We start from the raw sequence: 23,862 nt of genomic DNA on the forward strand, positions 1-23,862 counted from the left end.
GCACCAGAACTAATCTGGCGAGATGTTTTAATGATTTGATTGATTCTGTTTCATTTAATAATGAATATCAGCCGGATTATTAACCAATAATACTTAAAGACATCTCAGGCGCCAGCGCATTCCAGGATAAAGCGTTCGGTTGCCGCATATTTATGATCTATGTCAACGATCTATCGGAAAATAGACGTCCCGGACGGCATGGGCCACACCTCGCCCCACGCCGGTCCTTCAGGGCGGGGTTGTCCGTGGCCGCCAGCCGCCGCCCAGCGCCTGGGCCAGGGTGATGGCGGCAGTCAGCCGGTCGGCGCGCGATTGCACCAGGGCCAGCTCCGCCGCCAGCAGGCCGCGCTCGGCGTCCAGCTGCTCCAGATAGGGGGAATAGCCGGCGCGGTAGCGGCCGGTGGCGATGGCCAGGGTGCGGGCCAGGGCGTCGCGCTGGCGCAGCAGCGCCGCTTCCTGTTCGGCACTGCGCCGCACCGTGGCCAACCCGTCCTCCACCTCGCGGAAGGCCGTCAGGGCCGCCTTGCGGTAGCCGAATGCCGCCGCGTCCCGCCGGGCCGCCGCGCTGTCGACCTGGGCCCGCAGGCGGCCGCTGTCGAACAGGGGCGCCAGGATGCTGCCGCCCAGGGTGAAGATGTTGACCGGGTCGATCAGGCTGCTGGCCACGGTGCCGCCGGCCGCACTCAGTTGCACGTCGGGCAGGAAGGCGGCGCGCGCGGCATCCAGGCCATGGTCGGCCGCCGCCAGCTGCTGCTCCGCCTGGGCGATGTCGGGCCGGCGGCGCAGCAGGGCGGCGGGCAGGCCCGCAGGTACCGGCGGCGGTGTCAGACCGTCCAGCGCCACCCCCCGCTCGATGGCGCGCGGGCTTTCACCCAGCAGCAGGCTCAGGCCATCCTCCTGCCGGGTGATGGCCAGTTCGGTGGCGGGGATCAACTGCGCCGTGGCCTCATATTCGGCCTGGGCCTGTGCCAGATCCAGCAGGGCGGCGTAGCCCGTCTCCGCCCGCCGCCGGGCCAGGTGCAGCGAGGCCTCGCGCGCCGCCAGGGTGCGCTTCACCACCTCCAGCCGGGCGTCCAGCGCCCGCAAGCCGACATAGCCGGCGGCGGCCGAGGTCGCGACCGCTAGGCGCACGGCGTCGTGCGCCGCCTCCGTCGCCAGCAGGGCGGCGCGGGCGGCCTCGCTGGCGTCCTCCAGCCGGCCGAACAGGTCCAGGTCATAGGCGGCGGTGGCCTGCCACTGTCCGGCCGTCTGCTGGCGCGGCTGGCCGAAAGGGCTGACGTCGCGCTGCCGGCCACCGCCGGCGGCGAAGGCGACGTTGGGCAGGCGCTGCGCCTCCGCCAGGCGGTACTGCGCCCGCGCCTCCGCCACGCGGGACGCCGCCACCATGGCGTCGGTGTTGTTGGCCAGGGCCTGGTCGACGATGCGGGTCAGCACGGGGTCGCCGAAGGCCCGCCACCAGGCGGCCTCGACCGCGCCATCGCCGGTGGTGGCGCCCCGCCAGGCCGGCGGCGGCTCCACGGTAGCGGTCAACGGCGCCTCCGGCTTGGGATCGGCGCAGGCGGCCAGCAGCAGGAACGCCAGGGGATAGGCCAGCCGGTTCATCACTGGGGCCCGCCGGGGCTCGTGTCCACCCGCGTTTCAACCGACATGCCGGGGCGCAGGCGGTCGGCCAGGGGCTGGCCGGGGCTGATGGCGATGCGCACGCCAATGCGCTGCGGCACCTTGATGAAATTGCCGGTGGCGTTGTCGGGCTTCAGCACGGCGAATTCCGAGCCGGCCGCCGGCGACAGGGTTTCCACCCGGCCCGTCAGTTCCGCCCCGTCCAGGGCGTCGACGGTGAAGCGCGCCGGCTGGCCCACGGCCATGTGCGCGGTCTGCGCCTCCTTGTAATTGGCGATGATCCAGCGGTCGCCCGGCACCAGGGACAGGAACTGGGTGCCGTTGGTGACGTACTGGCCCAGGCGCACGCCCACCTCGCCCACCTGGCCATCCTCGGGGGCGTGGATCACGGTGTGCTCCAGGTCGATCTCCGCCAGCGTCAGCTGGGCCTGCGCCGCCTCCACCTGGGCCTGCAGGCCGTCGCGGCCCACATCGACGGTGCGCACGTCCTGGCGCGCGATCTCCCCGCCCGCCTCGGCCTGGCGCACCTGCGCCTCCGCCTGGGCCAGGGCCGCCTGGGTCTGGTCGCGCTCACGGATGGAGACGGAGCCGTCGCGCACCAGGTCGGTCACGCGGGCCATGTCGGCGCGCGCCCGGGCCAGCTGGGCGCGGGCGTTGGCCAGGTTTGCCACCTGGCCCGCCAGGCCGGCGGTGCGGGCGGCGTGGGCCTGCTCACTGTTGGCCAGGGCCGCGCGCTGGGCCGCCAGCGTCGCCCGCGCCTGGTCCACCCGGGCGCGGTAGATGCGGTCGTCGATGCGGGCCAGCACCTGGCCGGCCGTCACATGGGCGTAGTCGCCCACGGCGACCTCCACGACATAGCCACTGACCTGCGGGGCGATCACCGTGGTGCGGCCCCGGATGTAGGCGTTCTCCGTCACCTCCACCGCACCGGCAAAGGGCGGCAGGCGCCAGGCGGCCAGCAGGGCCAGGATGGCGCCCACGGCCACCGCCACGATGGCCAGGACGCCCAGCCAGCCGCGCCGGGGCGGATGCCAGTAATGGTGGGTATCGGGGGCGCTCATGATCCGCGTCTCCGGCGCAGGGTGTTGAACAGGGTGACGTAGCCGACATAAAGCGCGTTCAGGAGCGCCAGGCCGGCCACGAACAGGAAGACATCGTTGAAGGCCAGCACCGCCGCCTCGCGTCCCAGGGCTTGGCCCAGCGCGCCGCCGCCGCTCGCCGCCAGGCGGGCCACCACCTGCGGGTCCGACGCCACCAGGTGTTCCGACAAGGACTGGGAATGCCAATGGGTGGAGGCGACCTGCAGGCTGCCCAGTAGGGCCGACCCCGCCAGCCCGCCCACGTTCTGGGTGATGCTGAACAGCACCAGGAAGGTCACCAGATGGTCCGGCCCCTTGGCCAGCATGCGCGCCAGGCCCAGGACCAGGGCCGGCCCGATGAACAGCGTGGTGCCGAATCCCAGCAGCATCTGGCTGAGGTACAGCTGCGGCGGCCGCACCAGGTTGGTGGCGTCGCTGTCGAGCCAGGCGCCGGCGGCGATCGCCAGGCAGGCCGTGATGACCTGGAACGGCAGGCGCCGTTCCGACGCCGTCAACGCCGCCGCCGCGATGCCGCCCACCATGGACAGGACCACCAGGGCGAACAGGGGGCGCAACTGGTCGTTGATCAGGCCGCCCGCCGTCAGCAGACCCACGGCGCCATAGGTCTGCTCGGCCAGGGACACGCGCGCCAGCAGCGCCGCGGCGGCGAAGCGCGCCATGTCCAGCGAGGTCAGCCAGCGCACCTGCACCAAGGGCCGTTCCCGCCGCCGTTCGATCAGCCAGGCCAGGGTGAACAGGGGCACGGCCGCCGCCAGCGCCCAGCCCAGCCACGGCGTGTCCACCCACCACAGCAGGCGACCCTGGCCCAGCACGCCGCAGACCATCACCAGACAGGGCAGCATCAGGCCGATGACCAGGAAGTCCAGCGGCTGGAAGGCGGGGGCGCGCTCACTGGGCGGCAGGGGCAGGGCGGTGATGGCGGCCAGCACCGCCAGCGCGATGCCGATCTCCATCAGGTGCAGGCCTTGCCACTGGTGCAGCGCCAGCATCTCCACCGGCACCAGGCGGGCCAGCGGCGTGCCCAGCTGGGTCAGGCCGATGCCGGTGATCAGGGCCAGGGGTCGGAACCGGCCGGGGAAGACCTGCAGCAGATTGTACACCGTCATGGTGGTCAGGCCGGCGGCCGTCATGCCGCTGACGGCGCGAATGATCACGGCGGCGGTGAAGCCGGGATGGATGAATTGCAGCAGGCCGGCCAAGGCATAGGCCACCAGCAGGGTGCAGGTCACCGCCGGAATGCCGAACTGCGCCCGCGCCTTCACCAGCGTCAGGTTGGCGCTGGCGTTGAAGGCGACATAGAGGGCGGGCAGCCAGCTGGCCTGGTCGATATAAATCCCCAGCGCGCCCGACAGGTTGGCCAGGTTCACGTTCACCAACGCGTTGCCCAGGGTGGAGGCCACCCCCACCAGCACGGCCACGGCGGCGTAGCCCAGCCGCCGGCCCAGGGGATGCGCCGGGGCGGCGGGCGAGCCGGCGAAGGTCGGCCGTTCCTCCGGCCTGAACGAGTAGTCGCCGGTGACGCTCACGCCGTCCCCGTCGATATGCCAATGGTCGCATCGCGCAGCTGGTGCAGCATCAGCGCCGTGTCCAGGTGGACGCGGTAATCGACGATCCAGCCCCGCTCCCAACGGCAGACGGCCAAGCGGGGCACGTCGAAGGCCCGGCGCAGGGCGGTGGTGTCGGGACCGTCGATGAGGTCGGCGGGCAGGGTCAGGCCGCCGGTGGCGGTGCCGGTCAGCCGGGCGATGGCGCAGCTGCGGTGGCCGTCGTGGCTGCTGAACAGCTCCAGATACGGGTCGAGATGGATGCGGGCATCGGGAAAGGCGGCGCAGAAGCGCACGGCCTGGTCGATGTGCGCCCGCTTGCCCAGCGGCGGCATGGCGCCGTCGCCGTGGGCGACCAGATCCTCGCCCAGGAACTCGGCATAGTCGTGCCAGCGCCGGTCGTTCCAGGCGCGATCCAGGGCGCGCATCCGGTCGAGCGTGCGGCGCACCGCCATGTCAGGCGCGCGACGGGCGCTGTGATATCCCAAGCTCCGGCCCCATCCCCATCTCCCCGCCCATCGGGTTGCCCATCTCGATGGCCGATCCTAAGGGCGGGCGCGGGTGGGGATGGAGTGAGCGGGGCGGCGCTTACCGTTAGCCGGCTTGCGCGGCGGATTTGGGGGACGCAACCGGTCCATCACCGCCTGGAATCCCGGACGGTCGCGCCAGGCGTCGAAGCGGCTGTCGGTACGCAGCCACACGGTCGACAGCTCCCGCCGGTCGATGGCGCGGTTGAGGGCCGCCAGGCCCCGCGCCTCGTCGTTCAGGGCGGCCGCCAGGGTGGCGCGGGCGAAGGCGGTGGCCGGCACCGTGTCGGTGGTGGCCAGCAGGCGCCAGCCCCGCTCCGGCTCGCCCAGCCAGGCCTCGATCTCCGCCCGGGCGTAGGTCAGGTCGGGGTGCTTGGTCGCCACCCGCTCGATGGCGTCGAGCAGGCCGCGGGCGCCCTCCGGCTCACCGCCGAAGACATGGGCCAGGGCGCGGCAGACCAGCACCTCCGCCGACCCGCCCGCCTGGGCCCCGGCGGCGATCAGCCGGGCATGGCGCCGGGCCTGGTAGAGGCTGGTGGCCTCGGCGATGTCCTGCTGCGCGGAAAAGGGCTCGATGGCGCGGGCCTCGCGGAACAGATGCTCCGCCTCCTCCTGCCGGTCGAAGATGGTGAGGAAGACGCCGTAGAGGCGGGCGGCGCGGGCATGATCGCCCAAGCGCAGGGCGCGGGTGAAGTCCGCTTCCGCCGCAGTGGTGTCGCGGTCCAGCCAGGCGGCCACGGTCGCGCGGGCGGCCAACGCCTCCACCGACTGGGGGTCGATCTCCAGCGCCCGGCGCACGGCGGCCTCCGCCGTCGCCCTGGCCTCGGCATGGCCGACCAGGCCCAGGCGAAACAGGTCGCACTGACAGTCCGCCACGCCGGAATGGCCCCGGGCGTAGTCGGCCGCCCCTTCAGCCACCCGCTGGAAGATTTCTTGCGCCTCATACAGGGCGGCGGGTGTCTGCTGATCCAGCAACTGGCGGGCGCGATAAATGCGGGCGTGCGCCTCCAGCGCCACCGGGCCGGGGGAGATGCGCGAGGCGCGCATGGCGCTGGTGTCCAGGCGCACACGGCTCAGCACCGTTGCGGCGATGCGCTCCTGCAGGCTCAGATGTTCATGGTCAGGCGCGTCGAAACGATCGGACCAGATGACGAAGCCCTTGGGATTCGACACCTCCACCGTCACGCGCAGCATGCCGTCCTGCCGGCGCACCGTGCCCTGCAGCACCGCGTCCACCCCCAGCTCGCGCGCCAGGGCCGGCACCGTCCAGCCCTGGTCGTGCGCCTGGAAGGCGACCGCGCGTGAAGTGACGCGCAGGCCCTGCGCCCGGCCCAGGGCGTAGATCAGCTCATCCGTCAGGCCGTCGGCGAAGCTGTCGTCCTCGGGCGTTCGGCTCAGCGCGCGCAGCGGCATGACGGCCACGGCGGCGCCGAAGCCGGGGGTGTAGGTCGGGCCTTCGGCCAGCGGGGTGGGCGCGTCCGCTTCCGCCGGCGGTGCGGCGTTGAGGGCGAACAGGGGGACATAGCCGCCGGTGGGCAGGGTGATGACCACCGGATCGGTCCGGCCGGGGCCGGCGTAGTGGTCTTCCAGCTTGCGCCGCAGGCGCCGCGCCTCCACCCGCACGGTGCTGTCGATGCGGGGATCATAGGGCGGTTCGCGGCCATAGACGGCGTTGCCGATCACCGCTTCCTTCAAGGTGGCGCCGCCGCCCTCCAGCGTCTCTTCGACGATGAAATGCAGGAAGGCCAGCAGCCGTTCCGACCCGGCGAACTGGGGGCTGGCCCGCAGCCGGTCGACCTGTTCGCGCACGGCCCAGGGCGACGGCGTCTTGGTGGGATCCACGGGGGCCCTGTCCTTTTGAGAAATTTGAATGTGCCGCAATTTATGAGGGGCGCCGCCGGGGCCGGTCAAGGCAGGCGCCCCGTCTCACAGGTTGGTCTAACCGTTAGCGTGCGTGCGCTAACGGCCCCTTGGGGCAGGCGCGCGGCTATGCTGTGACAGGGCGAGGAAGGGGAACGGGCGATGGAATTGCCGTGGCTGCAGATATCGGGCGCCGTCGCCGGCGGCGTCGTGGGTGGGTTTTCCGGCTTCATCGCCAACACGTTCCACGAGCGCCAGGTGCGCCGCCGCGCCAAGCGCAACATCGCCTGCGCCCTGATCGGGGAGATCGGCGCCCTGTCGCAGCATATCGAGGAGAACTACCTGTCCATGCTGCGCGCCGACCTGCAGGCTTGCGGCGAGGCCCCATCCGTCGTTCATCACGCCTTCCGCGGCGACCGCGACTACATGCCGGTGTTCCGCGCCCTGGGCAGCACGGTGGGCATCCTGCCCACGCCGCTGCCGCGTGACCTGGTCTATTGGTACACCAGCTTGGCGGCGGGGTTGGAGCGGGCGCGCGCCTTGCATGAGTTGTCGGGCCAGCGCGACCCGGATGCCGTGGCCTTCGCCGTGCGCCTGGCCAAGATCCAGGACGCCGCCTTCATCGACCTGCTGGCCCGGTCGCGCAAGCTGCTGGAAAGTCTGGACCGCATTTAGGATACGGTTCCGGCCTTATCCGACCAGCAATGCGCATATGGCAATGGTGACCTTCGCTGGCGGCGGGCCATCAACCTTTTATTGCGATCTTTCACTTGTGGTTGCTTAAGAAAGCCGCCCATGAATTGGCCATTTGAATAAAATCCGAAGGGATTCAGATGACTGGGCACTGTGCCTGGTAAATCGGCGCGGCTCGTTAAATCTAAAATTTTATGAATATTGCTTTTGACTGTAAGCGACGATCCATCGTCCGGCATAGGTGCCGCTTGGATGAAAGGGGTGGGCAAGGGCCGAATCGCCACACCGCGTTGTCCATTCACGAGCGGTTATCGTGAGGGGATTCAATATTTTTCAAGGAGTTAACGGCCGCCTCCAGACTAGGGGTCCTGGTATTACCTCTTTGGAGGTAGGTTTCGAGACCTAGGCCCTTCGCGATATATTAACCTTTACGACCTAGAACTATTCCCACACAAAGAGCCCGGCATATTCGACATCCAGTTTTAAAGGGTATACTACGTGACGGCCCATCATCACTCAGCTGCCCGTGCTGTTACCGATACCACCCCGCAGCGGGAACATCAGGACGACCCCTTGAGCGGCGTGCTGTCCGCGCTGGCGTCGGCGGGCCATTTGTCCAATGGCGGGCTGGGCCGGGCGCAGGCGGCTGGGGGCCGGGTTGACCGTCGGCTGGTGGATCTGGGCCTGGTGTCGGAAGAGCATATGGCGGCGGCCTACGCCCGGGCCCTGGGCCTGGCGCTGTGGCCGGCCGACCACCTGCCCGAGGCGCCGGTGATGATGGAAACGGCCAACCTGGCCTTCCTGAAGACCAATCTGATGCTGCCCCTGAGCGCGGGCGGCACCCCGGGCGACGGCACCCAGGCGGTGTTCGCCGTGGCCGACCCGCTGGACGCCCAGGCGCTGAAGGCCGCCGCCTTCCTGGCCGGCCGGCCGGTGCGCCCGGTGGTGATGACCGGCACCGCCATCGCCGCGGCGCTGGACCGGCTGTACGAGGCGGCGCAGCCGGCGGCCAACCAGGATGAGATGCCGGACCTGCTGGAGGGCGATGCGGAACGCCTGCGCGATCTGGCCAGCGAGGGGCCGGTGGTGCGCCTGGTGGGCAACGCCATCCAGGCGGCGCTGGCCGCCGGCGCCACCGACATCCATGTCGAGCCCATGGCCGACCGCCTGGTCGTCCGCCACCGCGTCGACGGCATCCTGCGCGAGGCGGAGGTGCTGCCCCGCCGCGTGGCCGCCGGCTTCATCACCCGCGTCAAGGTCATGGCCGGCCTGGACATCGGGGAACGGCGCCTGCCCCAGGATGGCCGCATCCGCCAGACCCTGCAGGGCCGCGAGATCGACTTCCGCGTCTCCACCACCCCGACCGTGCATGGCGAGGACGTGGTGATGCGCATCCTGGACCAGCAGACCGCCGGCGGCCGGCTGGACAGCCTGGGCCTGCCCGCCTGGGTGGCGGACCCGCTGGCGGCCGAGCTGGACCGCCCCCACGGCATCGTGCTGGTGACCGGCCCCACCGGCAGCGGCAAGACCACCACCCTCTACGCCGGCCTGCGGGGCATGGACGCCGCCCGCCGCAAGATCCTGACCGTCGAGGACCCGGTGGAATACCTGCTGGACGGTATCAACCAGACCCAGGTGAAGCCGGGCATCGGCCTGACCTTCGCCCACGCCCTGCGCAGCTTCCTGCGCCAGGACCCCGACGTCATCCTGGTGGGCGAGATGCGCGATGGCGAGACCACCAAGGTGGCGGTGCAGGCGGCGCTGACCGGCCACCTGGTGCTGTCCACCCTGCACACCAACGACGCCGCCGGCGCGGTGCCGCGCCTGATGGACATGGGGGTGGACCCCTACCTGCTGGCCTCGACCCTGAACGGTGTGCTGGCCCAGCGCCTGGTGCGCACCCTGTGCCCCCACTGCCGCCAGCCCCACGCCCTGTCGGCGGCGGCCGCGGCGGCCCTGGGCCTGCCGGCGCGCATGACCACGGTGCACCGGGCCGTGGGCTGCCCCGCCTGCAACGGCACGGGCTACCGCGGCCGCTGCGCCATCGCCGAGTGGCTGCCCATCAACGACCAGGTGCGGACGCTGATCCGCCAGGGCGCCTCCTCGGCGGAGATCGAGGCGGCGGCGGTGGAGAGCGGCGGCATGGTGCCCCTGTACCAGGACGGCCTGCAGCGGGTGCTGGATGGCGTCACCACCCCTGAGGAAATCCTGCGCGTCACCAAGGCGGATTGAGAAAATGACGACGATGGCCATGACCAGCTTCACCTACCGATCCGTCGATGCCAATGGCCGCGCCAGTCGGGGCACCATTGAAGCGGCCGACCGCCACGCCGCCGTCGACCAGCTGATGCAGCGCGGCCTGACGCCCCTGTCGGTCAAGGCGGAAGAGGCCAAGCGCACCCTCGGCGGCGGCGGCGGCGGCGGGGGCAAGGGCTTGAAGCGGGCGGAACGGCTGTCCCTGGTGCGCGACCTGGCCAACTTGGTTTCCGCCGGGTTCGCCCTGGAACCGGCCCTGGGCCTGGTCGCCGACCAGATGCAGCGCCCGGCCGCCGGCGCCCTGGTGGGCCAGATCCGCGCCAGGGTGCGCGCCGGCGATAGCCTGGCGGCCGCCCTGGCGGCGCAAGGGCCGGCCTTCCCGCCGGAGTTCATTGGCCTGGTCGCGGCGGGTGAGCAGGGCGGGTCCCTGCCTGCCGCCCTCGGCCACCTGGCGGCCCTGGAAGAGGACCGGGCCCAGTTCCGCCAGCGCCTGGTCAGCGCCATGACCTATCCGGCCCTGATCGGTCTCTTGACCCTGGCGGCCCTGGCGCTGATGGCCGGTTATGTCCTGCCGCAGTTCCAGGATCTGTTCGCCGGTAGCAAAGCCAAGCTACCCGCCGCAACCGCCGCCGTGCTGGCCATTGGCGACCTGCTGGGCCACTTCGGCCCCGGCCTGCTGGCCGGTGGCGCCCTGGCCGTGCTGGGAATCTTGCGCGCCTACCGCCAACCCGATCTGCGCCTGCGCATGGACCGGATGCTGCTGGTGGGGACGGGTCCCCTGGGCCGGCTGATCGGCGACGCCCAGCTGGCGCTGTACACCCGCACGCTGGCCAGCCTGCTCAGCGGCGGTGTGCCGCTTGCTTCCGCTCTTGCCACCGCTGGTGGCTGCGTGGCCAACCGCGCCCTGGCGGGGGCCGCCGACCGGGTGCGCGTCGCCGTGCGCGGCGGATCCGACCTTAGCCGCGCGGTGCAGGCCGAACCGCTGTTTCCGCGCCGCCTGTCGCGCATGCTGACCATGGCGGAACAGACCGCCAGCCTGCCGCAGGGCCTGCTGGATCTGTCGAAAGTGTTGGAGCGCGAAAGGGGCTTAGCGCTGGATAGGGCCTTGTCTTTGGTGACGCCCGTCCTAACCCTTGTTCTCGGCGGCATGGTCGGCGGCATCTTCGCCGCCCTCATCGCGGGGATCCTCAGCCTGAATGACATCGCCCTCTGACACCCTGGACCGAACCCCTTCCTTCCGTGATCGCCGCGGTGGGAAGCAGGGGTTCACCCTGGTCGAGGTGTTGGTGGTGCTGGTGATCATCGGCCTCTTGGGCCTGCTGGTCGCCCCCAACCTGGTCGCCCGCTTGGGAAAAGCGAAGGGGGAGGCGGCGCAGGCTCAGATCAATACCCTGGTGGCGGCCGTCGACCTGTTCTACGTCGATGTCGGCCGCTACCCCACCATGCAAGAGGGGCTGGAGGCGCTGGTGACGGCGCCGGCCGGCGAGGCCAGCTGGCGCGGGCCCTACCTGCGCAAGCGCCAAGCCCTGGTCGACCCCTGGGGCAACACCTACCGCTACAAGGTGCCGGGCGACCACGGCGCCTATGACATCTTCACCTTCGGCAGCGACAACGCCCCGGGCGGCGACGGCGACGCCCGCGACGTCACCAGCTGGTAGGGGGTCACGATGCGGGCCGGGGTTCCACCACGCCAGGCCGGCTTCACGCTGGTCGAGGTGCTGGTGGTGCTGGTCATCCTGGGCATTCTGGGCGCGGCACTGGCGCTGGGCATCCAGGATCGTCTGCCCGGGCTGCGCTTCAGCGCCGCCGTCTCCGCGCTGGAGGATGAGCTGCGCAGCCGTCAGGTGGAGGCCATGGTCACCGGCCAGCCGGTGGCGTTTTCCTTGGATGACCTCAAACACCCCGCCGGCGGGGCCGCCGGCCGCCGGCTGCGGCGCATCGCGGCGGTGGCCCTGACCATCGACGGCGCCGACGGCAGCCGGCCGGACGCCGTGGTCTTCCTGGCCGGCGGCTGGTCCCCCGGCGCCCGGATCCGTCTCGGCCAGGGCGATCGCGCCGCCATCGTGCGGGTCGACTGGCCCCTGGGCACGGTCCACCGGGAATGATGGCGAAGGGAACACCATGCGTCGCGCCACCGGTTTCACCCTGTTGGAAATGCTGATCGCGCTGGCCATTTTCGGCCTGGGCACGGCGCTGCTGACGCAGTCGGCCTGGTCCGGCGCCTGGGCGGCGCGCCAGGCGTGGGGGGAGACGGCGGCCCTGCGCCTGGCCCAATCCGTGGCGGCGGAGGCGGGCGTGGCGATACCCCTTGCCGACCGGCCCACGGAGGTGGCGGAACCGAACCTGCCCTACCGTGTCAAAATTGTGCCGGGCGCGGTTTCCCCGACTGGTGACCGGGACTATCGGGTAGAAGTGCGCGGCATGACCCCGCCTCAGATGATTCCCGGCGCGTCCGAAATCGCCGTGTCCGGAACGGCGCGGGGAACGGAAGGGCCCGTGCTGGCGGTCCTCACCAGCCGTGCCGTGGTGGACGACACGCGATGACGGCATCGGCCCGCGCGATCCGCAGTCCCGCTGACAGTCGCCAGGGCATGACCTTGGTGGAGGCGCTGGTGGCCCTGGCCCTGCTGGGCATGCTGGCCGTGGCGGCGGTCGGCCTCCTGCCCCTGATGAACCGCATGGCGGATCGCAGCGGCGCCCTGCAGCGCGCCGCCGCCGACCTGGGCCGGGTGCATGACTTCACCCGCTTCCTGGTGACCAACGCCTTGACCCCCGCCGACCTGGGCGCGGCCGGATCGGACATGCCGCCCCTGGAGCGCGACGCCCGGCATTTCGACGTGCTGGGGCCCTTGCCCCCTGGCCTGGGCCGGGGTGGTCTCTACCGCATGGCTCTGACGGTGGAGGGGCCGGCCGGCCACCAGGCCCTGCGCCTGCGTGTGGCGCCCCTGCGCCCGGACGGTCCGCCGCCGGGCGACGGCGTGCTGGTTGATGGCGCGTCACGCATCGCCTGGTCCTATTTCGACGCGAAGGCCCATGCCTGGACCGATCATTGGACGGATGCCGGCCGCGCCCCGGCCCTGGTGCGGCTGGACGTGGTGCTCGCGGATGAGGAAGCGCCCTGGCCACCCATGATCGCCGCCCCCGTGGCGCGCGGCGGCGTCCTGTGCGCCTATGATCCGGTGCAGGGCGGCTGCCGGCCGGGGGGGCCTAGATGCCCACCCTGCCCCACCGCCTGAAACGTCTGGCCGTGCTGGCCATGGACGGGCTGGCCGACGGCGTCATCGCCGCCTTGCCCCGCCGCTGGCGCCGGCCCTTGGGGCTGGAGGTGCCGGTCCTGTTCGTGCCGCCCGGCGGCGTCGGGCTGCGCGTGCCGGCCGATCGTGGGCCCGTGCGCCTGATGCCCGTGCGTCTGGTGTTGGACCCGGTGGATGTGCACACGGTCGACGTGCCCCTGCCCAAGGGCGGCCTGGGCGGGGCCATTGTGGATGCCCGGGGCTTCGTCGAGATGCAGGCCCACCGCTTCATGCCCCTGCGTCCCGACCTCTTGGCCTGGGATGTGGTGACCCTGCCGTTCACCGACGGTGGCCTGAGGAAAGGGGGTGGCATGGCGCGGGTGTACATGGTGCGGCGGACCGTGCTGTCGGCCGTGCTGGCTTCGGCGGTGGGGGCCGGTTTGACTCTGGCGGGGGTGACGGCGGCGGTGCCGGCCGGGCCGGCGCCGGAATTCCTGCGCTTCAATCCCGTGCGCGTACGGCGGCGGGCCTTGGGTATGCTCCTGGTCGCCGGCCTGTTCTGGCTGGCCCTGCCCATCCCGTTCGCCGTCGCCATCTGGATCCTGGACCAGCAGACCGCCAATGTGGAGCGGAAGCTGGCGGGGGTGGCCAAGGAGGCGCGGGCCGTGCAGGACATGCGTGACCGCATGCTGTTTCTCAGCCCCGACGCCACCGCCACCGCCGTGCTGTTGGCCCAGCCGGGACGGGGCCAGGTGCTGGACGAATTGGCGCTGGCACTGCCCGACGGTGTCTGGCTCAAGGATGTGACGCTCGCGCCTCGGGGTGTGACACTGCAGGGCCGCGCCGCCGACTTGGCGGACGTGCTGGCCCGCGTCCGCGCCGCCGGCCCCTTCACCGATCCGCATTTCACCGACCCCCCCGATGCGGCGGCCGCTCCCGTGCCCAGTCAATCCGGCGGCGCGGTGCGTGATTTCACGTTGGCGACCTCCCTCGCGGTGGGGAGCCCCTGAGATGGCGGCAGCCTCCCCCGCCCGGTCTTCGTGCTGGCCATCGCCTTATGCCTGCTGGCGCTGCCGCCCTATCTTTACCTGGCCCCCTTGGTCGATGAGGTGCAGGCGGCGGCCACCCGCCGCGTCGCCCGCCTGGGGCAACTGGAAAGCGCCCGCGTCCTGCTGACCCAGCGCGACGATCTCAGCCGCCGCGCCGCCTTGTTCGACCGGGCGCTGGGGGTCCACACCCTGTTGCGCAAGGGCGCGGACGTGGCGGCGGTGCAGGCCGACGCCGAGGGTGACGTGCGCGGCGCCCTGCGGCAGGCCGGCGTCACCGTCCGCGCCCTGACGGCGCAAACGGATGCCGGCCGGGGCCCTTACCGCCGCATCCATCTGTCCGTGGCGGCGGAGGGTGACGCGGTGGCCGTGACCAATGCCGTCGCCGCGCTGGATGGCGTGCGTCCGCGCCTGTTGCTGCGATCCGTGCATATCCATGCGGAGGCGTCGGAACCGCCGGCGCCCGGGCCTGGTTTCGGCCGGGCCGCGCGTGGTCCCGCGCCCGGAGAGGATCGTCCCGTGACCCTGGAGCTGGAGATCGACGTCTATGCCGACCTGGCCGCCTCTTGACCGATCCGCGCTGGTGCTGGCGGTGACCGGCCTGGCGGTTGGCGCCGCCCTGGCGCTGGCGGTGGCCGTGGGCGCGTCGGACCAGCCGGCGCGGGTGGGGACTCCCCTGCCGGCGGTCCCGGCCATGGCCGGCCCCACCCCCATGGGCCTGTCGGCTGAGCCGGGGGAGGCGGCGCGGCGCCCCCTGTTCACGCCTGACCGGCGCCCACCGTTGAAAGGGGGTGGGCCGGTGGCGCCCGATGGGCCGGATCTGCAGGTGACAGGCGTGGTGACGGGCCTTGGCGGCGGCGCGGCCACCGGGCTGGATCGTAAGGCGCAGAAGCCGTTCAGCGTGCGCCTGGGCGATGAGCTGCAGGGCTGGACGGTGGAGGCTATCGGCCGGTCCAGCCTGCGCCTGCGCCGGGGGGCGGCCGTGCGCGACTATCCCCTGGCCCTGCCGCCACCGCCCGCGGCCGGTACGCCCATCGTGCCCGCGCCACCCAAGGCGCTCCCGGCGACGCCCGCGCCTGGCACCTCCGCCGGGCCGGCGCCCCTGCCGGCCGCGCCCCCCACGGCGGCGCCCCCCGCCACCGGCGCGCCGCCGCCGGCCGGGACGGTGCCGGGGCCGACCGCGCCCTCGGCCAAGCCGTCCGGGGCGCCGCCGGCGGCCGGCCCCACCCCCACCAATCCGCCGCCGCCCGATCCCCGGCAGTTGGATGCCCAGCCCAACCATCCGCCCTCCCGGCCCCCTCCTGATGGCACACCCAGGCAGCAGCCATGAACCGATCCCGTCCCAGCGCCCCGCCCCGCGTGCTGCTTGCGGCTTGCCTGACCCTGTTCGGCTGTTCGGAGAGCGCCGTGACGCGCGGGCCGGGCACGCCGCTGCCGTCCTCGCCGCCCGCCACCACGGCGCCGGTGAGCAGCGTCATCGGCTCCAGCGCCCCGCCGCCCCGCGTGCCGGCGCAGACCGTGACGGGCACGGGCCAGCTGGTGCGGCAAACCCGGTCCGTGTCGGGCGCGGCCCCGGCGGCGGGCGAGGGGGAGCCGGTGGAGATGAATTTCGTCAACGCCGATGTCCGCTCCGTCCTCGACGCCGTTCTGGGCGGCATGCTGGGCCTCAATTACACCATCGACCCCAAGGTGCAGGGCCAGGTGACCATCCGCACGACGCGTCCGCTGGCAAGGGGGCAGGCGCTGGCGGCGGTGGACGCGGCCCTGCGCACCCAGGGCTTCGCCATCATCGGCGGCGACGGCTTCTATCAGGTGGTGCCGGCGGCGGACGCGGCCGGCCAGGCGCCGGTGCAGACCACCTCGGCGGCGGAACGCACGGCGGGCTTCAGCACCGCCATCGTGCCCATCCGCCACGTCTCGGTGGCGGAACTGGACAAGATCGTCCACCCCCTGACCCGCCAGGGCTTCATCCAGCTGGCGGATGCCGGCCGCAACATCTTCATCGTCAACGGAACGGCACATGAGATCGAGTCCTTCACCCAACTGGTCGCCAGCTTCGATGTCGACTGGCTGGCCGGGCTGTCCTTTTCCCTCCACACCCTGCAGTCGGTGGAACCCGCCCGGCTGGAGGCGGAACTGCGCCGCGTGCTGCAACTGGATGCCGGCCCCCTGCAGGGCATGGTGGACTTCGTGCCCATCAACCGGCTGAACGCCCTGTTGGTGGTGGCCAAGCGGCCGGAATTGCTGCCCACCGTGGGCACCTGGATCGACCGGCTGGACCGGCCTGGCCCCGACGGCGGCAAGGTCGTTCATTTCTATGAGGTGCAGAACGGCTCCGCCGTGGAACTGGCCAACGCCCTGAACCGCCTGGTCGGCCGTGCCGGCGCCGAGCAGCAGCCATCGACCGAACAGCAGGGGCGGGGCCGCGGCGGCGGCCGCTCCTCGATGGCGACGACCACCACCTCCTCCTCCAGCCGGGCCGGCCTGGCCGCCGGCGGCGGCCCGCCCAGCGGCAGCGCGGCCACCGGCGCCTCCGGCTCCGCCGCCAGCGCGCCGCCCAGCCCCCTGGCCAGTGGCGCGACCCTGCCCGCCGGCGGTGGCGGTGAGGGTGGCGGAGAGGACGACGGGCTGTCGGAACTGAAAGGCGTCCGCGTGGTGGCGGACGAGCGGCGCAACGCCCTGCTGATCTTCGGTTCCGGCGCGCAGTACGCCCTGCTGGAACAGGTGCTGACCCGCCTGGACGCGCCCCGCGAACAGGTGCTGATCGAGGCGACGATCGCCGAGGTCACCCTGAACGACCAGCTGAACTTCGGCGTCCAATGGTTCCTGGACCGGGGCAGCAGCACGGCGGGCTTTTCCAACACCAACGGCGCCACCGTGGGGGCCAGCTACCCCAACTTCAACTACACCTTCCTGACACCCAACACCCGGGTGGTCCTGAACGCGCTGTCCAGCGTCACCGACGTGCAGGTGCTGTCCGCCCCGCGGCTGATGGTGTTGAACAACGAGACGGCGCGCCTGCAGGTGGGTGACGAGGTGCCCGTGGTGGTGCAGTCGGCCACCAGCACGCTGACCAGCGACAGCGCCGTGGTCAACTCCGTCGAATATCACGACACCGGCGTGATCCTGGAGGTGACGCCCCGCATCAACCGCAGCGGGGCCGTGGTGCTGGACGTGAACCAGGAGGTCAGCACCGTGGCCACCACCACCACGTCCGGCATCGACAGCCCCACCATCCAGCAGCGCAAGATCACCAGCGTGGTGAACGTCCAGGACGGCGAGACGGTGGCCCTGGGCGGGCTGATCAGCGACACGTCCAGCCATAACGGCGCCGGCATCCCCTACCTGCGCGACATCCCGGTGCTGGGCAAGCTGTTCGGCACCGACGGCCATACCAAGGGCCGGACGGAACTGCTGGTGTTTCTACGCCCGGTCATCGTGCGCGACGCCACCCGGGCGCGCGAGGTGACGGACGCCTTGCGCGCCAGCATGGGCCGCCTGGAAATCTTCGCCGGGGCCACCAGCGGCGTGCCCGCGATCCCGCCGGCGACTCCGCAGCCGACGTCGCCGCCAAGCCAATGATGGCGAAGACCGTCGACAAGGGGGCGGGCCAGCAGGGCTACGCCCTGTTGCTGGTGCTGTTCCTGCTGGCCATGGCCACGGCGGTGGGGCTGGTGGTCATGGGCAACGGCCTGTCGGCGCGCAGGCTGGCGCGCGTGGCCTCCATCGCGGCGGGGCAGGAGCAGCGGGCGGCGGCGGCCACCTGGATCGCCCTGGACGCGCTGCTGACACAAGGGAACACGGATATTCCCCCACCCCGCCGCCTGGTGCTGGATGGCCAGACCGTGACCGTCACGGTGGTGCCGGAAACCGGCCGCATCGACCTCAACGGCCTGTCACGCAAGGCGCTGGCCCAGGCCATCCACGCCTTGGGCTTCCCGGAAGGCCAGGCGCTGAGGGCGGCCGATGCCATCACGGCCTGGCGCGGCATGGACCCGCCGGGGGCCAGCGGCCTGGAACTCACCATCGATCCCGTGCGGGCCCTGTGGTCGCTGGAGGATCTGGACGCCATCCCCGGCCTGGACGCCGACGTGGCCGCCTGCCTGCGCCGCTGGGGCACCGTCTACGCCCGGGGGCCTTTTCATGGCCTGGAACCGCTGACCCGCCGGCCCGGGGACAGGCCGGCGGCGGGGGACGAGCGGGGGGAGGGCCCGCTGGGCCTGGTCACCGGCGGCATGGTGCGGGTGACCGTGGTGGAGGAGGGTCGGCCCCAGCTGCGACGCAGCGTCGTGCTGTACCGGGGTGTCGGCCGGCAGGCGGCTGGGGCGGGCACGGGGGCCGAATCCCCCTGGTTGCCCCTGGAATGGCAGCGGCCCGTCCTGGTCGGGCGCGACATCTGCCTCATGACCGACCGGGACGGGGCCTCATGATGGTGGCCCTGACGACACCCTGTGGGCGGCTGTCCCGCTCACCTTTTACACCGTGGCCTACTCCAGCCTGCGGCGCTCATTTGTCGCCGGTGTAGGCGGCGCGGCATTCGCCCACGTTGGCGCAGTTCAGGGATTGGGCGCCGGCCACGGTGCCGGTGTTCAGGGTGTTGTTCCGGGTCAGGCGGTCGCCCCGGCTGACGGGTGGCGGCTCGGGCGCGTAGATGCCCTTCAGCCGGCGGTATTCCTCGTCATGGAAGGCCTTCACCTCCTCTGGCGAAGGCAGGAAGCCGGGGGTGACGATGATGTCCTCGCCCATCATGGCATCCGGGCCCGAGGTCGCCGCCGGTCCCGCTGCCACGGGGGTGGTGGTGTTCTGCGCCCAGGACACGGCCGGCAAGAGGGCGACCGCCAGGGTTAGCGCGAGGCGGGCCGCGCTTCTCATGGATCTGCACGTCATGTTCAGCCCCTTGGGTCAGCTTTGGGTCAGCGGGAAGCCGGCGTCGTCCCCACCATCGGAGCATTCCGCCAGGGCCTTCTGCCAGGCACGCCAGGCGAGGTAGGGCGCCAGGGTCAGCAGCAGGTTGATGGCGATGTGCCGCAACGTGTCGCCCAGGCCGGGCCAGGGCGGCGCCAGGGTGAAGCGCAATTCCAGCTCCATGATGCCATCGGGGTCGGCTGGGCGGATGAAGTCAAAGGTGCCCGCCCCCCCGATGACGCCCACCACCAGCAGGGCGATGCTGGGCCACAGCGCCGCCATGCGCTGGCGGGTGGCCATGATGGCGAACAAGGCGGCCAGCAGCAGGGGCAGGGCCAAGCCATGGACGTACGTGATGGTGGCGAAGGCGCTGTCGAACCAGATGGGCAGCACGGGACGGGCGTCCGGCGACGGCCGGTGCGTTTCCACGATGATGGCGACGGTGGCGATGACCAGCCCGTAAATCATCGCCAGGCCCAGCAGCGATCCCAGGCCGTAGACCGCCCAGGGCGCCCGGGCGCCCCACGAGCGGAAATCGCCGCGGGCGATCATGGCGCGCACCAGGTCGTCGGCCGTGCCCAGGCGGGCCAGGGCGCGGCTGCGCGCCTCATCCGGCGCCAGGCCGGCGCGTCTTTCCTCCTCCGCCAGGTCGGCGGCGTGGTCGCGCAGTTCCGCGACATAGCGACGGGCGTGGCGCGGGGCGATGCCAGCGGTCAGCAGCCGGTGGCGCAGGGGGCCGAACATCTCAGGCATGTTGCACCCCAATCAAAATGGACTGGATGGCGTCGGTCAGACGCGACCAGTTGCCCGCCAGGTCGTCCAGGCGCTGCGCGCCGGCGGCGGTCAGGGCGTAGTAGACGCGGCTGCGGCCGTTGACCGTCTTGCGGCTGGAGGACAGGGCGCCGTCCCGCTCCAGCGCGTGCAGCACCGGATAGATCACGCCCTCGCCCAAGGCGATGGCGTCATGGCTGCGTTCCCGGATGGCCTGGACCAATTCATAGCCGTACATCTCCTTCTCCCGCACCAGGCGCAGGATCAGCAACTCGGGCACGCCGCTCATGAAGTTGGAGTTGTTCTCTGCCATGGGGCGTCTCTCGTCTCAGGTCTCGATCAGGTGGCCGGGGTCACGGCCGCCAGGGTTTTGGGGGACGGCCTTGCGCCAGACATGCCAGGCCAGGTAGGGCACCAGGGTCAGCAGCAGGATCACGGCGATGTGCCGGAGTGCCGTGTCGAGGTTCACATAAGGACAGATGAAGGACCAGCCGACTACCAGCTCGACATAGCCGTCGGGCACCTTGGGCAGCTGTACCTCCGCCACGCCGGCGCCGCCGACGATGCCGACGATCAGCAGCGCCACGCTGGGCCACAGGGCGGGCATGCGCTGGCGGGTGGCCATTCCGGCAAGGGCGCCGCCGATCATCAACGGCAAGACCAGGTTGTGCAGATAGCCCAGGGTCATCGTCGCGGCACCAAACCAGGGGGGCAGCATGGGATGGGCGCCGGGGGCGGGGCGATGCGTCACCAGGATACCGACGATGGCGCCCAAGGCCAGGCCGTAGGTGGCCAGGACACCCAGCAGCGGGGCGATGCCGTAAACCGCCCAGGGGGCGCGGGCGCCCCAGGACCGGAAATCGCCGCGCCGAAGCAGTGCCTGGGCCAGGACATCCTCTCCGCCCAGGCGATCCAGGGCGCGGGCCTCCGCCTGCCGCAAGGGCAGGCCCGCGGCCATTTCCTCCGCCGTCAGGTCGGCCGCGTGCTCCCGCAATTCCATGACGTAGCGACGTGCGTGGCGGGGGGCGATGCCGGCCGTCAGAAGGCGCTCACCCAGGGCGCGGAACAGGTCGGGCATGGGCGTCTCCTGTAAGGCGAGGTGCCGTGGAACCGGGTGCCAGAGCCATACCTTGCGTGCCGAGGTATAATGCCTTGTGTCGCGAGGTATGGCAAGGGGGTCGCGCCATGGCTGCCCCGCCATTGCATGTTACCGGTATCAGGCCTACATTCCGATCGCGATCATCGATACCGCGCGCCCCGGTCGGCCAAGCTTCAAGGGCAAGCTTGCCGGGGAAGTGTGGATTTATCGTACAAATTTGGCTAACAAGGGGCGGCGCCCCGGCAACAGGCCACCCGTCGGGAGGCCACCCAGAGGGATAGGAACACCAGATGTCTTTGCACGGTAAGCTGCTGATCGGCAGCGCCCGCGTCGCCACCGACGCCACCTTCACCGCCATCGATCCCGCCACCAACGGAGCTCTGGATACCGCCTTCGCCCAGGGTGGCCCCGACCATGTGGCCCAGGCCTGCGCGCTGGCCTGGAGCGCTTTCGACACCTTCCGCGAGACCAGCCTGGAGCTGCGCGCCAGCCTGCTGGAAAAGATCGCCGACAACATCCTGGCCCTGGGTGACGCCCTGCTGGACCGTGTCGGCCAGGAAAGCGGCCTGCCGCGCGCCCGCCTGGAAGGCGAGCGGGGCCGCACCATGGGCCAGCTGCGCCTGTTCGCCAGCGTCGTCCGCCAGGGTGACTGGCTGGGCGTGCGCGTCGACCCGGCGATGCCGGAGCGCAAGCCGCTGCCCCGCGCCGACCTGCGCCTGCGCCACATCCCGGTGGGCCCGGTGGCCGTGTTTGGCGCCAGCAACTTCCCCCTGGCCTTCTCCGTCGCCGGGGGCGACACCGCCTCGGCGCTGGCCGCCGGCTGCCCGGTTGTGGTGAAGGGCCACCCCGCCCATCCCGGCGCCAGCGAGATGGTGGGTGAGGCCATCGCCGCCGCCGTCAAGGAACTGGGCCTGCCCGAGGGCGTGTTCAGCCTGCTGAGCGGCACCACGAATGAGCTGGGCGGCGCGCTGGTCGCCGACCCGCGCATCAAGGCCGTGGGCTTCACCGGCTCCCGCGCCGGCGGCCTGGCCCTGGTGCGCATCGCGCAGAGCCGTCCGGAACCCATCCCCGTCTACGCGGAAATGAGCAGCATCAACCCCGTGCTGCTGATGCCCGCCGCCCTGAAGGCGCGCGCCGAGGCCCTGGGCCAGGCTTTCGTCGGTTCCCTGACCATGGGGGCCGGCCAGTTCTGCACCAACCCCGGCCTGATCATCGCCGTCGAGAGCCCGGACCTGGAGCGCTTCATCGCCGCCGCCACCGAGGCCGTGGCCAAGACCACGCCCCTGGTCATGCTGACCCCCGGCATCGCCAAGGCCTACAAGCAGGGCGTGAAGGCCCTGGCCGACAGCCCCAGCACCACCATCCTGGCCCAGGCGGCCGAGGGTGAGGGCAACGCCTGCTCCGGCGTGCTGTTCAGCGTGACGGCGGCCGACTTCCTGGCCGACCCGGCCCTGGCGCACGAGGTCTTCGGCTCTTCCTCCGTCATCGTCCGCTGCCCGGACATCGACGCGGTGAAGGCGGTGCTGGAAGGCCTGGAGGGTCAGCTGACCGCCACCCTGCAGCTGGACGAGGGGGACTATGACGCCGCCGCCGCCTTGCTGCCCACGCTGGAACGCCGCGTCGGCCGCATCCTGGCCAACGCCTGGCCGACGGGCGTCGAGGTCTGCCATTCCATGGTGCATGGCGGCCCGTACCCGGCCACCTCCGACGCCCGCACCACCTCGGTGGGTACGCTGGCCATCGACCGCTTCCTGCGCCCGGTCTGCTATCAGGACCTGCCGGACGCGCTGCTGCCGACGGCGGTGAAGCATGGCAATCCGCTGGGTCTGAACCGCCGTGTCGATGGTGTGGTGCAGCCCGGCAAGTAAGTCGCCACGGGGGGCGGGCCGGAAACCCGGCCCGCCCCTTTTTTATAAAAATCAGGGGAGCTCAAGAGCGCATGTCACCGATCAAGATCGGCCTGGTGGGCGTGGGCAAGATCGCCCGCGACCAACACCTGCCCGTCATCGCCGCCAATCCGGATTATGACCTGGTGGCGGTGGCCAGCCGCAACGCCACGCTGGACGGTGTGGACAGCTACGGCAGCCTGGACGCCCTGCTGGACGCCCGGCCGGAGGTCGAGGCCGTCGCCCTCTGCACTCCACCACAGGGCCGCCATGCCCTGGCCCGCCACGCGCTGGAGCGTGGCGTCCACGTGCTGCTGGAAAAGCCGCCGGGGGCCACCCTGGCCGAGGTGCACGACCTGGTTGGCCTGGCCAAGGAAAAGGGTCTGGCCCTGCTGGCCACTTGGCATTCCCGTTACGCTCCGGCGGTGGAACCCGCCCGCGCCTGGCTGGCGGGCCGCACGCTGAAATCGGTGTCGGTGTCGTGGAAGGAAGATGTGCGCCATTGGCACCCGGGCCAGGAATGGATCTGGCAGCCGGGTGGCCTGGGCGTGTTTGATCCCGGCATCAACGCCCTGTCCATCATCACCCACATCCTGCCGCGCGCCCTGGTGCTGAAGTCCGCCACGCTGGAATTTCCGGCCAACCGCCAGGCCCCCATCGCGGCCCAGCTGGACTTCCAGGACCTGTCCGGCGTGCCGGTGCGGGCGGAGTTCGACTGGCGCCAGACCGGCCCGCAGAGCTGGGACATCGTGGTGGAGACCACGGACGGCACTCTGGCGCTGAACCGTGGTGGTGCTGCCATGAGCATCGACGGCGTCGCCCATCTGGAAGAACCGGAAGCGGAGTATGCCAACCTCTACGCCCTGTTCAGTCGCCTGGTGCGCGACCGCCAGGTGGATGTGGACCTGGCCCCGCTCAGCCATGTGGCCGACGCCTTCCTCTGCGGTCATCGCGTGCTGGTGGAAGAGTTCCACGACTAGGCCGGCCGTTGCGGTTCCAGGGTCCGAGAAAGCCGGCGGCGCCCCCGCCGGCTTTTCCACAGGTGTGAAAGCGCTTGGATAGAGCGTTGGAGCCATCGACGACTTCTGGAAGGTGTCGGGACTATCCGTGACATCTACGATCCAGTTGAATGCGAGAACCGTCGTGCTGTCGGCGGCTATGGCACGGTCTTTCCGACCTATGATGCTGATCTTTTTCAGCCGTCTTCGCTCAAGGTCGTAATGATCGCCAGCGCTCATACTTCGGACGATAAGCTCCCGCCGTCGACGTGGGGGTTCCACACTTTGCCCGGAACTGGTGACAGGCCGGCAGCAACGGCGTAG

At 71.2% G+C, this 23,862-nt stretch carries 23 protein-coding genes; 14 read left to right on the top strand and 9 right to left on the bottom strand.

Annotation, left to right across the window (positions count from 1 at the left end; translation table 11 throughout):
• Window positions 1–228: 228 nt before the first annotated feature.
• The 5 genes from UAA55_RS15315 to UAA55_RS15335 are packed head-to-tail and all read right to left on the bottom strand — an operon-like array spanning window position 229 to window position 6,633.
• A complete protein-coding gene (locus tag UAA55_RS15315) occupies window positions 229–1,602 on the bottom strand; it encodes an efflux transporter outer membrane subunit (protein ID WP_322953775.1) in 1,374 nt (457 codons plus the stop codon).
• Entirely contained in the window at window positions 1,602–2,681 is a 1,080-nt protein-coding gene (locus UAA55_RS15320; RefSeq protein WP_322953776.1) for an HlyD family secretion protein, read from the bottom strand. Before UAA55_RS15320 ends, UAA55_RS15315 begins: the two co-directional genes overlap by 1 nt.
• Entirely contained in the window at window positions 2,678–4,246 is a 1,569-nt protein-coding gene (locus UAA55_RS15325; RefSeq protein WP_322953777.1) for an MFS transporter, read from the bottom strand. The genes UAA55_RS15320 and UAA55_RS15325 overlap by 4 nt, the downstream gene beginning before the upstream one ends.
• Window positions 4,243–4,752: an ester cyclase gene (locus UAA55_RS15330; RefSeq protein WP_322953778.1), complete on the bottom strand. Its 510-nt coding sequence runs from the start codon at window positions 4,750–4,752 to the stop codon at window positions 4,243–4,245. The genes UAA55_RS15325 and UAA55_RS15330 overlap by 4 nt, the downstream gene beginning before the upstream one ends.
• A gap of 57 nt (window positions 4,753–4,809) precedes the next feature.
• On the bottom strand, window positions 4,810–6,633 hold the full coding sequence (locus UAA55_RS15335; RefSeq protein WP_322953780.1) for a hypothetical protein: 1,824 nt from the start codon (window positions 6,631–6,633) through the stop codon (window positions 4,810–4,812).
• Window positions 6,634–6,813: 180 nt separating this feature from the next.
• On the opposite strand from UAA55_RS15335, the gene UAA55_RS15340 reads away from it, so the two are divergent.
• The 12 genes from UAA55_RS15340 to UAA55_RS15395 all read left to right on the top strand — a co-directional run bounded on the left by UAA55_RS15340 (window position 6,814) and on the right by UAA55_RS15395 (window position 18,309).
• On the top strand, window positions 6,814–7,326 hold the full coding sequence (locus UAA55_RS15340; RefSeq protein WP_322953781.1) for a hypothetical protein: 513 nt from the start codon (window positions 6,814–6,816) through the stop codon (window positions 7,324–7,326).
• Window positions 7,327–7,926: 600 nt separating this feature from the next.
• Complete coding sequence (locus UAA55_RS15345; protein ID WP_322954469.1) at window positions 7,927–9,576, top strand: GspE/PulE family protein; 1,650 nt, start codon at window positions 7,927–7,929, stop codon at window positions 9,574–9,576.
• Window positions 9,577–9,580: 4 nt separating this feature from the next.
• Window positions 9,581–10,813 carry a type II secretion system F family protein gene (locus UAA55_RS15350; RefSeq protein ID WP_322953783.1) on the top strand — a complete coding sequence of 411 codons (1,233 nt, stop codon included), beginning with the start codon at window positions 9,581–9,583 and terminating at the stop codon, window positions 10,811–10,813.
• Window positions 10,797–11,258: a type II secretion system major pseudopilin GspG gene (gene gspG / locus UAA55_RS15355; protein WP_322953784.1), complete on the top strand. Its 462-nt coding sequence runs from the start codon at window positions 10,797–10,799 to the stop codon at window positions 11,256–11,258. The genes UAA55_RS15350 and gspG overlap by 17 nt, the downstream gene beginning before the upstream one ends.
• Before the next feature lie 9 nt (window positions 11,259–11,267).
• A complete protein-coding gene (locus UAA55_RS15360) occupies window positions 11,268–11,705 on the top strand; it encodes a prepilin-type N-terminal cleavage/methylation domain-containing protein (protein ID WP_322953785.1) in 438 nt (145 codons plus the stop codon).
• 16 nt (window positions 11,706–11,721) lie between these two features.
• Window positions 11,722–12,144 carry a type II secretion system protein gene (locus UAA55_RS15365; protein WP_322953786.1) on the top strand — a complete coding sequence of 141 codons (423 nt, stop codon included), beginning with the start codon at window positions 11,722–11,724 and terminating at the stop codon, window positions 12,142–12,144.
• Window positions 12,141–12,836 carry a prepilin-type N-terminal cleavage/methylation domain-containing protein gene (locus tag UAA55_RS15370; protein ID WP_322953788.1) on the top strand — a complete coding sequence of 232 codons (696 nt, stop codon included), beginning with the start codon at window positions 12,141–12,143 and terminating at the stop codon, window positions 12,834–12,836. The genes UAA55_RS15365 and UAA55_RS15370 overlap by 4 nt, the downstream gene beginning before the upstream one ends.
• Window positions 12,812–13,843, top strand: a complete 1,032-nt coding sequence (locus UAA55_RS15375) for a PilN domain-containing protein (RefSeq protein WP_322953789.1) — start codon at window positions 12,812–12,814, stop codon at window positions 13,841–13,843. Before UAA55_RS15370 ends, UAA55_RS15375 begins: the two co-directional genes overlap by 25 nt.
• A gap of 30 nt (window positions 13,844–13,873) precedes the next feature.
• On the top strand, window positions 13,874–14,449 hold the full coding sequence (locus UAA55_RS15380) for a GspMb/PilO family protein (RefSeq protein WP_322953790.1): 576 nt from the start codon (window positions 13,874–13,876) through the stop codon (window positions 14,447–14,449).
• Window positions 14,427–15,209 (top strand): hypothetical protein, encoded by a 783-nt coding sequence (locus UAA55_RS15385; RefSeq protein WP_322953791.1) that lies wholly within the window; start codon window positions 14,427–14,429, stop codon window positions 15,207–15,209. Before UAA55_RS15380 ends, UAA55_RS15385 begins: the two co-directional genes overlap by 23 nt.
• Window positions 15,206–17,461, top strand: coding sequence for a type II secretion system secretin GspD (gene gspD, locus UAA55_RS15390; RefSeq protein ID WP_322953792.1), 2,256 nt, complete (start codon window positions 15,206–15,208; stop codon window positions 17,459–17,461). Before UAA55_RS15385 ends, gspD begins: the two co-directional genes overlap by 4 nt.
• Entirely contained in the window at window positions 17,458–18,309 is an 852-nt protein-coding gene (locus UAA55_RS15395) for a hypothetical protein (RefSeq protein ID WP_322953793.1), read from the top strand. Before gspD ends, UAA55_RS15395 begins: the two co-directional genes overlap by 4 nt.
• A 76-nt stretch (window positions 18,310–18,385) precedes the next feature.
• Here UAA55_RS15395 and UAA55_RS15400 read toward each other — a convergent pair whose 3' ends face one another.
• From UAA55_RS15400 to UAA55_RS15415, 4 genes are read right to left on the bottom strand one after another with little or no spacing between them, the layout of a single operon-like run.
• Window positions 18,386–18,751 carry a hypothetical protein gene (locus tag UAA55_RS15400; protein ID WP_322953794.1) on the bottom strand — a complete coding sequence of 122 codons (366 nt, stop codon included), beginning with the start codon at window positions 18,749–18,751 and terminating at the stop codon, window positions 18,386–18,388.
• A 30-nt stretch (window positions 18,752–18,781) separates the two neighbouring features.
• Window positions 18,782–19,537 (bottom strand): permease prefix domain 1-containing protein, encoded by a 756-nt coding sequence (locus UAA55_RS15405; RefSeq protein WP_322953795.1) that lies wholly within the window; start codon window positions 19,535–19,537, stop codon window positions 18,782–18,784.
• Window positions 19,530–19,868: a PadR family transcriptional regulator gene (locus UAA55_RS15410; RefSeq protein ID WP_322953797.1), complete on the bottom strand. Its 339-nt coding sequence runs from the start codon at window positions 19,866–19,868 to the stop codon at window positions 19,530–19,532. Before UAA55_RS15410 ends, UAA55_RS15405 begins: the two co-directional genes overlap by 8 nt.
• 15 nt (window positions 19,869–19,883) lie before the next feature.
• Complete coding sequence (locus UAA55_RS15415; RefSeq protein WP_322953799.1) at window positions 19,884–20,633, bottom strand: hypothetical protein; 750 nt, start codon at window positions 20,631–20,633, stop codon at window positions 19,884–19,886.
• A gap of 311 nt (window positions 20,634–20,944) precedes the next feature.
• Here UAA55_RS15415 and UAA55_RS15420 point away from each other — a divergent pair, with 311 nt between their 5' ends.
• Both UAA55_RS15420 and UAA55_RS15425 read left to right on the top strand, forming a co-directional pair.
• Window positions 20,945–22,522 (top strand): aldehyde dehydrogenase (NADP(+)), encoded by a 1,578-nt coding sequence (locus UAA55_RS15420; protein ID WP_322953800.1) that lies wholly within the window; start codon window positions 20,945–20,947, stop codon window positions 22,520–22,522.
• A 71-nt stretch (window positions 22,523–22,593) separates the two neighbouring features.
• Window positions 22,594–23,520: a Gfo/Idh/MocA family protein gene (locus UAA55_RS15425; RefSeq protein WP_322953801.1), complete on the top strand. Its 927-nt coding sequence runs from the start codon at window positions 22,594–22,596 to the stop codon at window positions 23,518–23,520.
• Window positions 23,521–23,862: the final 342 nt, after the last annotated feature.

Source organism: Nitrospirillum guanabarense (assembly GCF_034653355.1).
GTDB lineage: Bacteria > Pseudomonadota > Alphaproteobacteria > Azospirillales > Azospirillaceae > Nitrospirillum.

Coding starts and splice junctions, on each gene's coding strand:
- UAA55_RS15315 (WP_322953775.1), bottom strand. CDS start 1,602: ATGAACCGGCTGGCCTATCCCCTGGCGTTCCTGCTGCTGGCCGCCTGC.
- UAA55_RS15320 (WP_322953776.1), bottom strand. CDS start 2,681: ATGAGCGCCCCCGATACCCACCATTACTGGCATCCGCCCCGGCGCGGC.
- UAA55_RS15340 (WP_322953781.1), top strand. CDS start 6,814: ATGGAATTGCCGTGGCTGCAGATATCGGGCGCCGTCGCCGGCGGCGTC.
- UAA55_RS15350 (WP_322953783.1), top strand. CDS start 9,581: ATGACGACGATGGCCATGACCAGCTTCACCTACCGATCCGTCGATGCC.
- gspG (WP_322953784.1), top strand. CDS start 10,797: ATGACATCGCCCTCTGACACCCTGGACCGAACCCCTTCCTTCCGTGAT.
- UAA55_RS15360 (WP_322953785.1), top strand. CDS start 11,268: ATGCGGGCCGGGGTTCCACCACGCCAGGCCGGCTTCACGCTGGTCGAG.
- UAA55_RS15365 (WP_322953786.1), top strand. CDS start 11,722: ATGCGTCGCGCCACCGGTTTCACCCTGTTGGAAATGCTGATCGCGCTG.
- UAA55_RS15370 (WP_322953788.1), top strand. CDS start 12,141: ATGACGGCATCGGCCCGCGCGATCCGCAGTCCCGCTGACAGTCGCCAG.
- UAA55_RS15375 (WP_322953789.1), top strand. CDS start 12,812: ATGCCCACCCTGCCCCACCGCCTGAAACGTCTGGCCGTGCTGGCCATG.
- UAA55_RS15385 (WP_322953791.1), top strand. CDS start 14,427: ATGCCGACCTGGCCGCCTCTTGACCGATCCGCGCTGGTGCTGGCGGTG.
- gspD (WP_322953792.1), top strand. CDS start 15,206: ATGAACCGATCCCGTCCCAGCGCCCCGCCCCGCGTGCTGCTTGCGGCT.
- UAA55_RS15395 (WP_322953793.1), top strand. CDS start 17,458: ATGATGGCGAAGACCGTCGACAAGGGGGCGGGCCAGCAGGGCTACGCC.
- UAA55_RS15400 (WP_322953794.1), bottom strand. CDS start 18,751: ATGAGAAGCGCGGCCCGCCTCGCGCTAACCCTGGCGGTCGCCCTCTTG.
- UAA55_RS15405 (WP_322953795.1), bottom strand. CDS start 19,537: ATGCCTGAGATGTTCGGCCCCCTGCGCCACCGGCTGCTGACCGCTGGC.
- UAA55_RS15410 (WP_322953797.1), bottom strand. CDS start 19,868: ATGGCAGAGAACAACTCCAACTTCATGAGCGGCGTGCCCGAGTTGCTG.
- UAA55_RS15415 (WP_322953799.1), bottom strand. CDS start 20,633: ATGCCCGACCTGTTCCGCGCCCTGGGTGAGCGCCTTCTGACGGCCGGC.
- UAA55_RS15420 (WP_322953800.1), top strand. CDS start 20,945: ATGTCTTTGCACGGTAAGCTGCTGATCGGCAGCGCCCGCGTCGCCACC.
- UAA55_RS15425 (WP_322953801.1), top strand. CDS start 22,594: ATGTCACCGATCAAGATCGGCCTGGTGGGCGTGGGCAAGATCGCCCGC.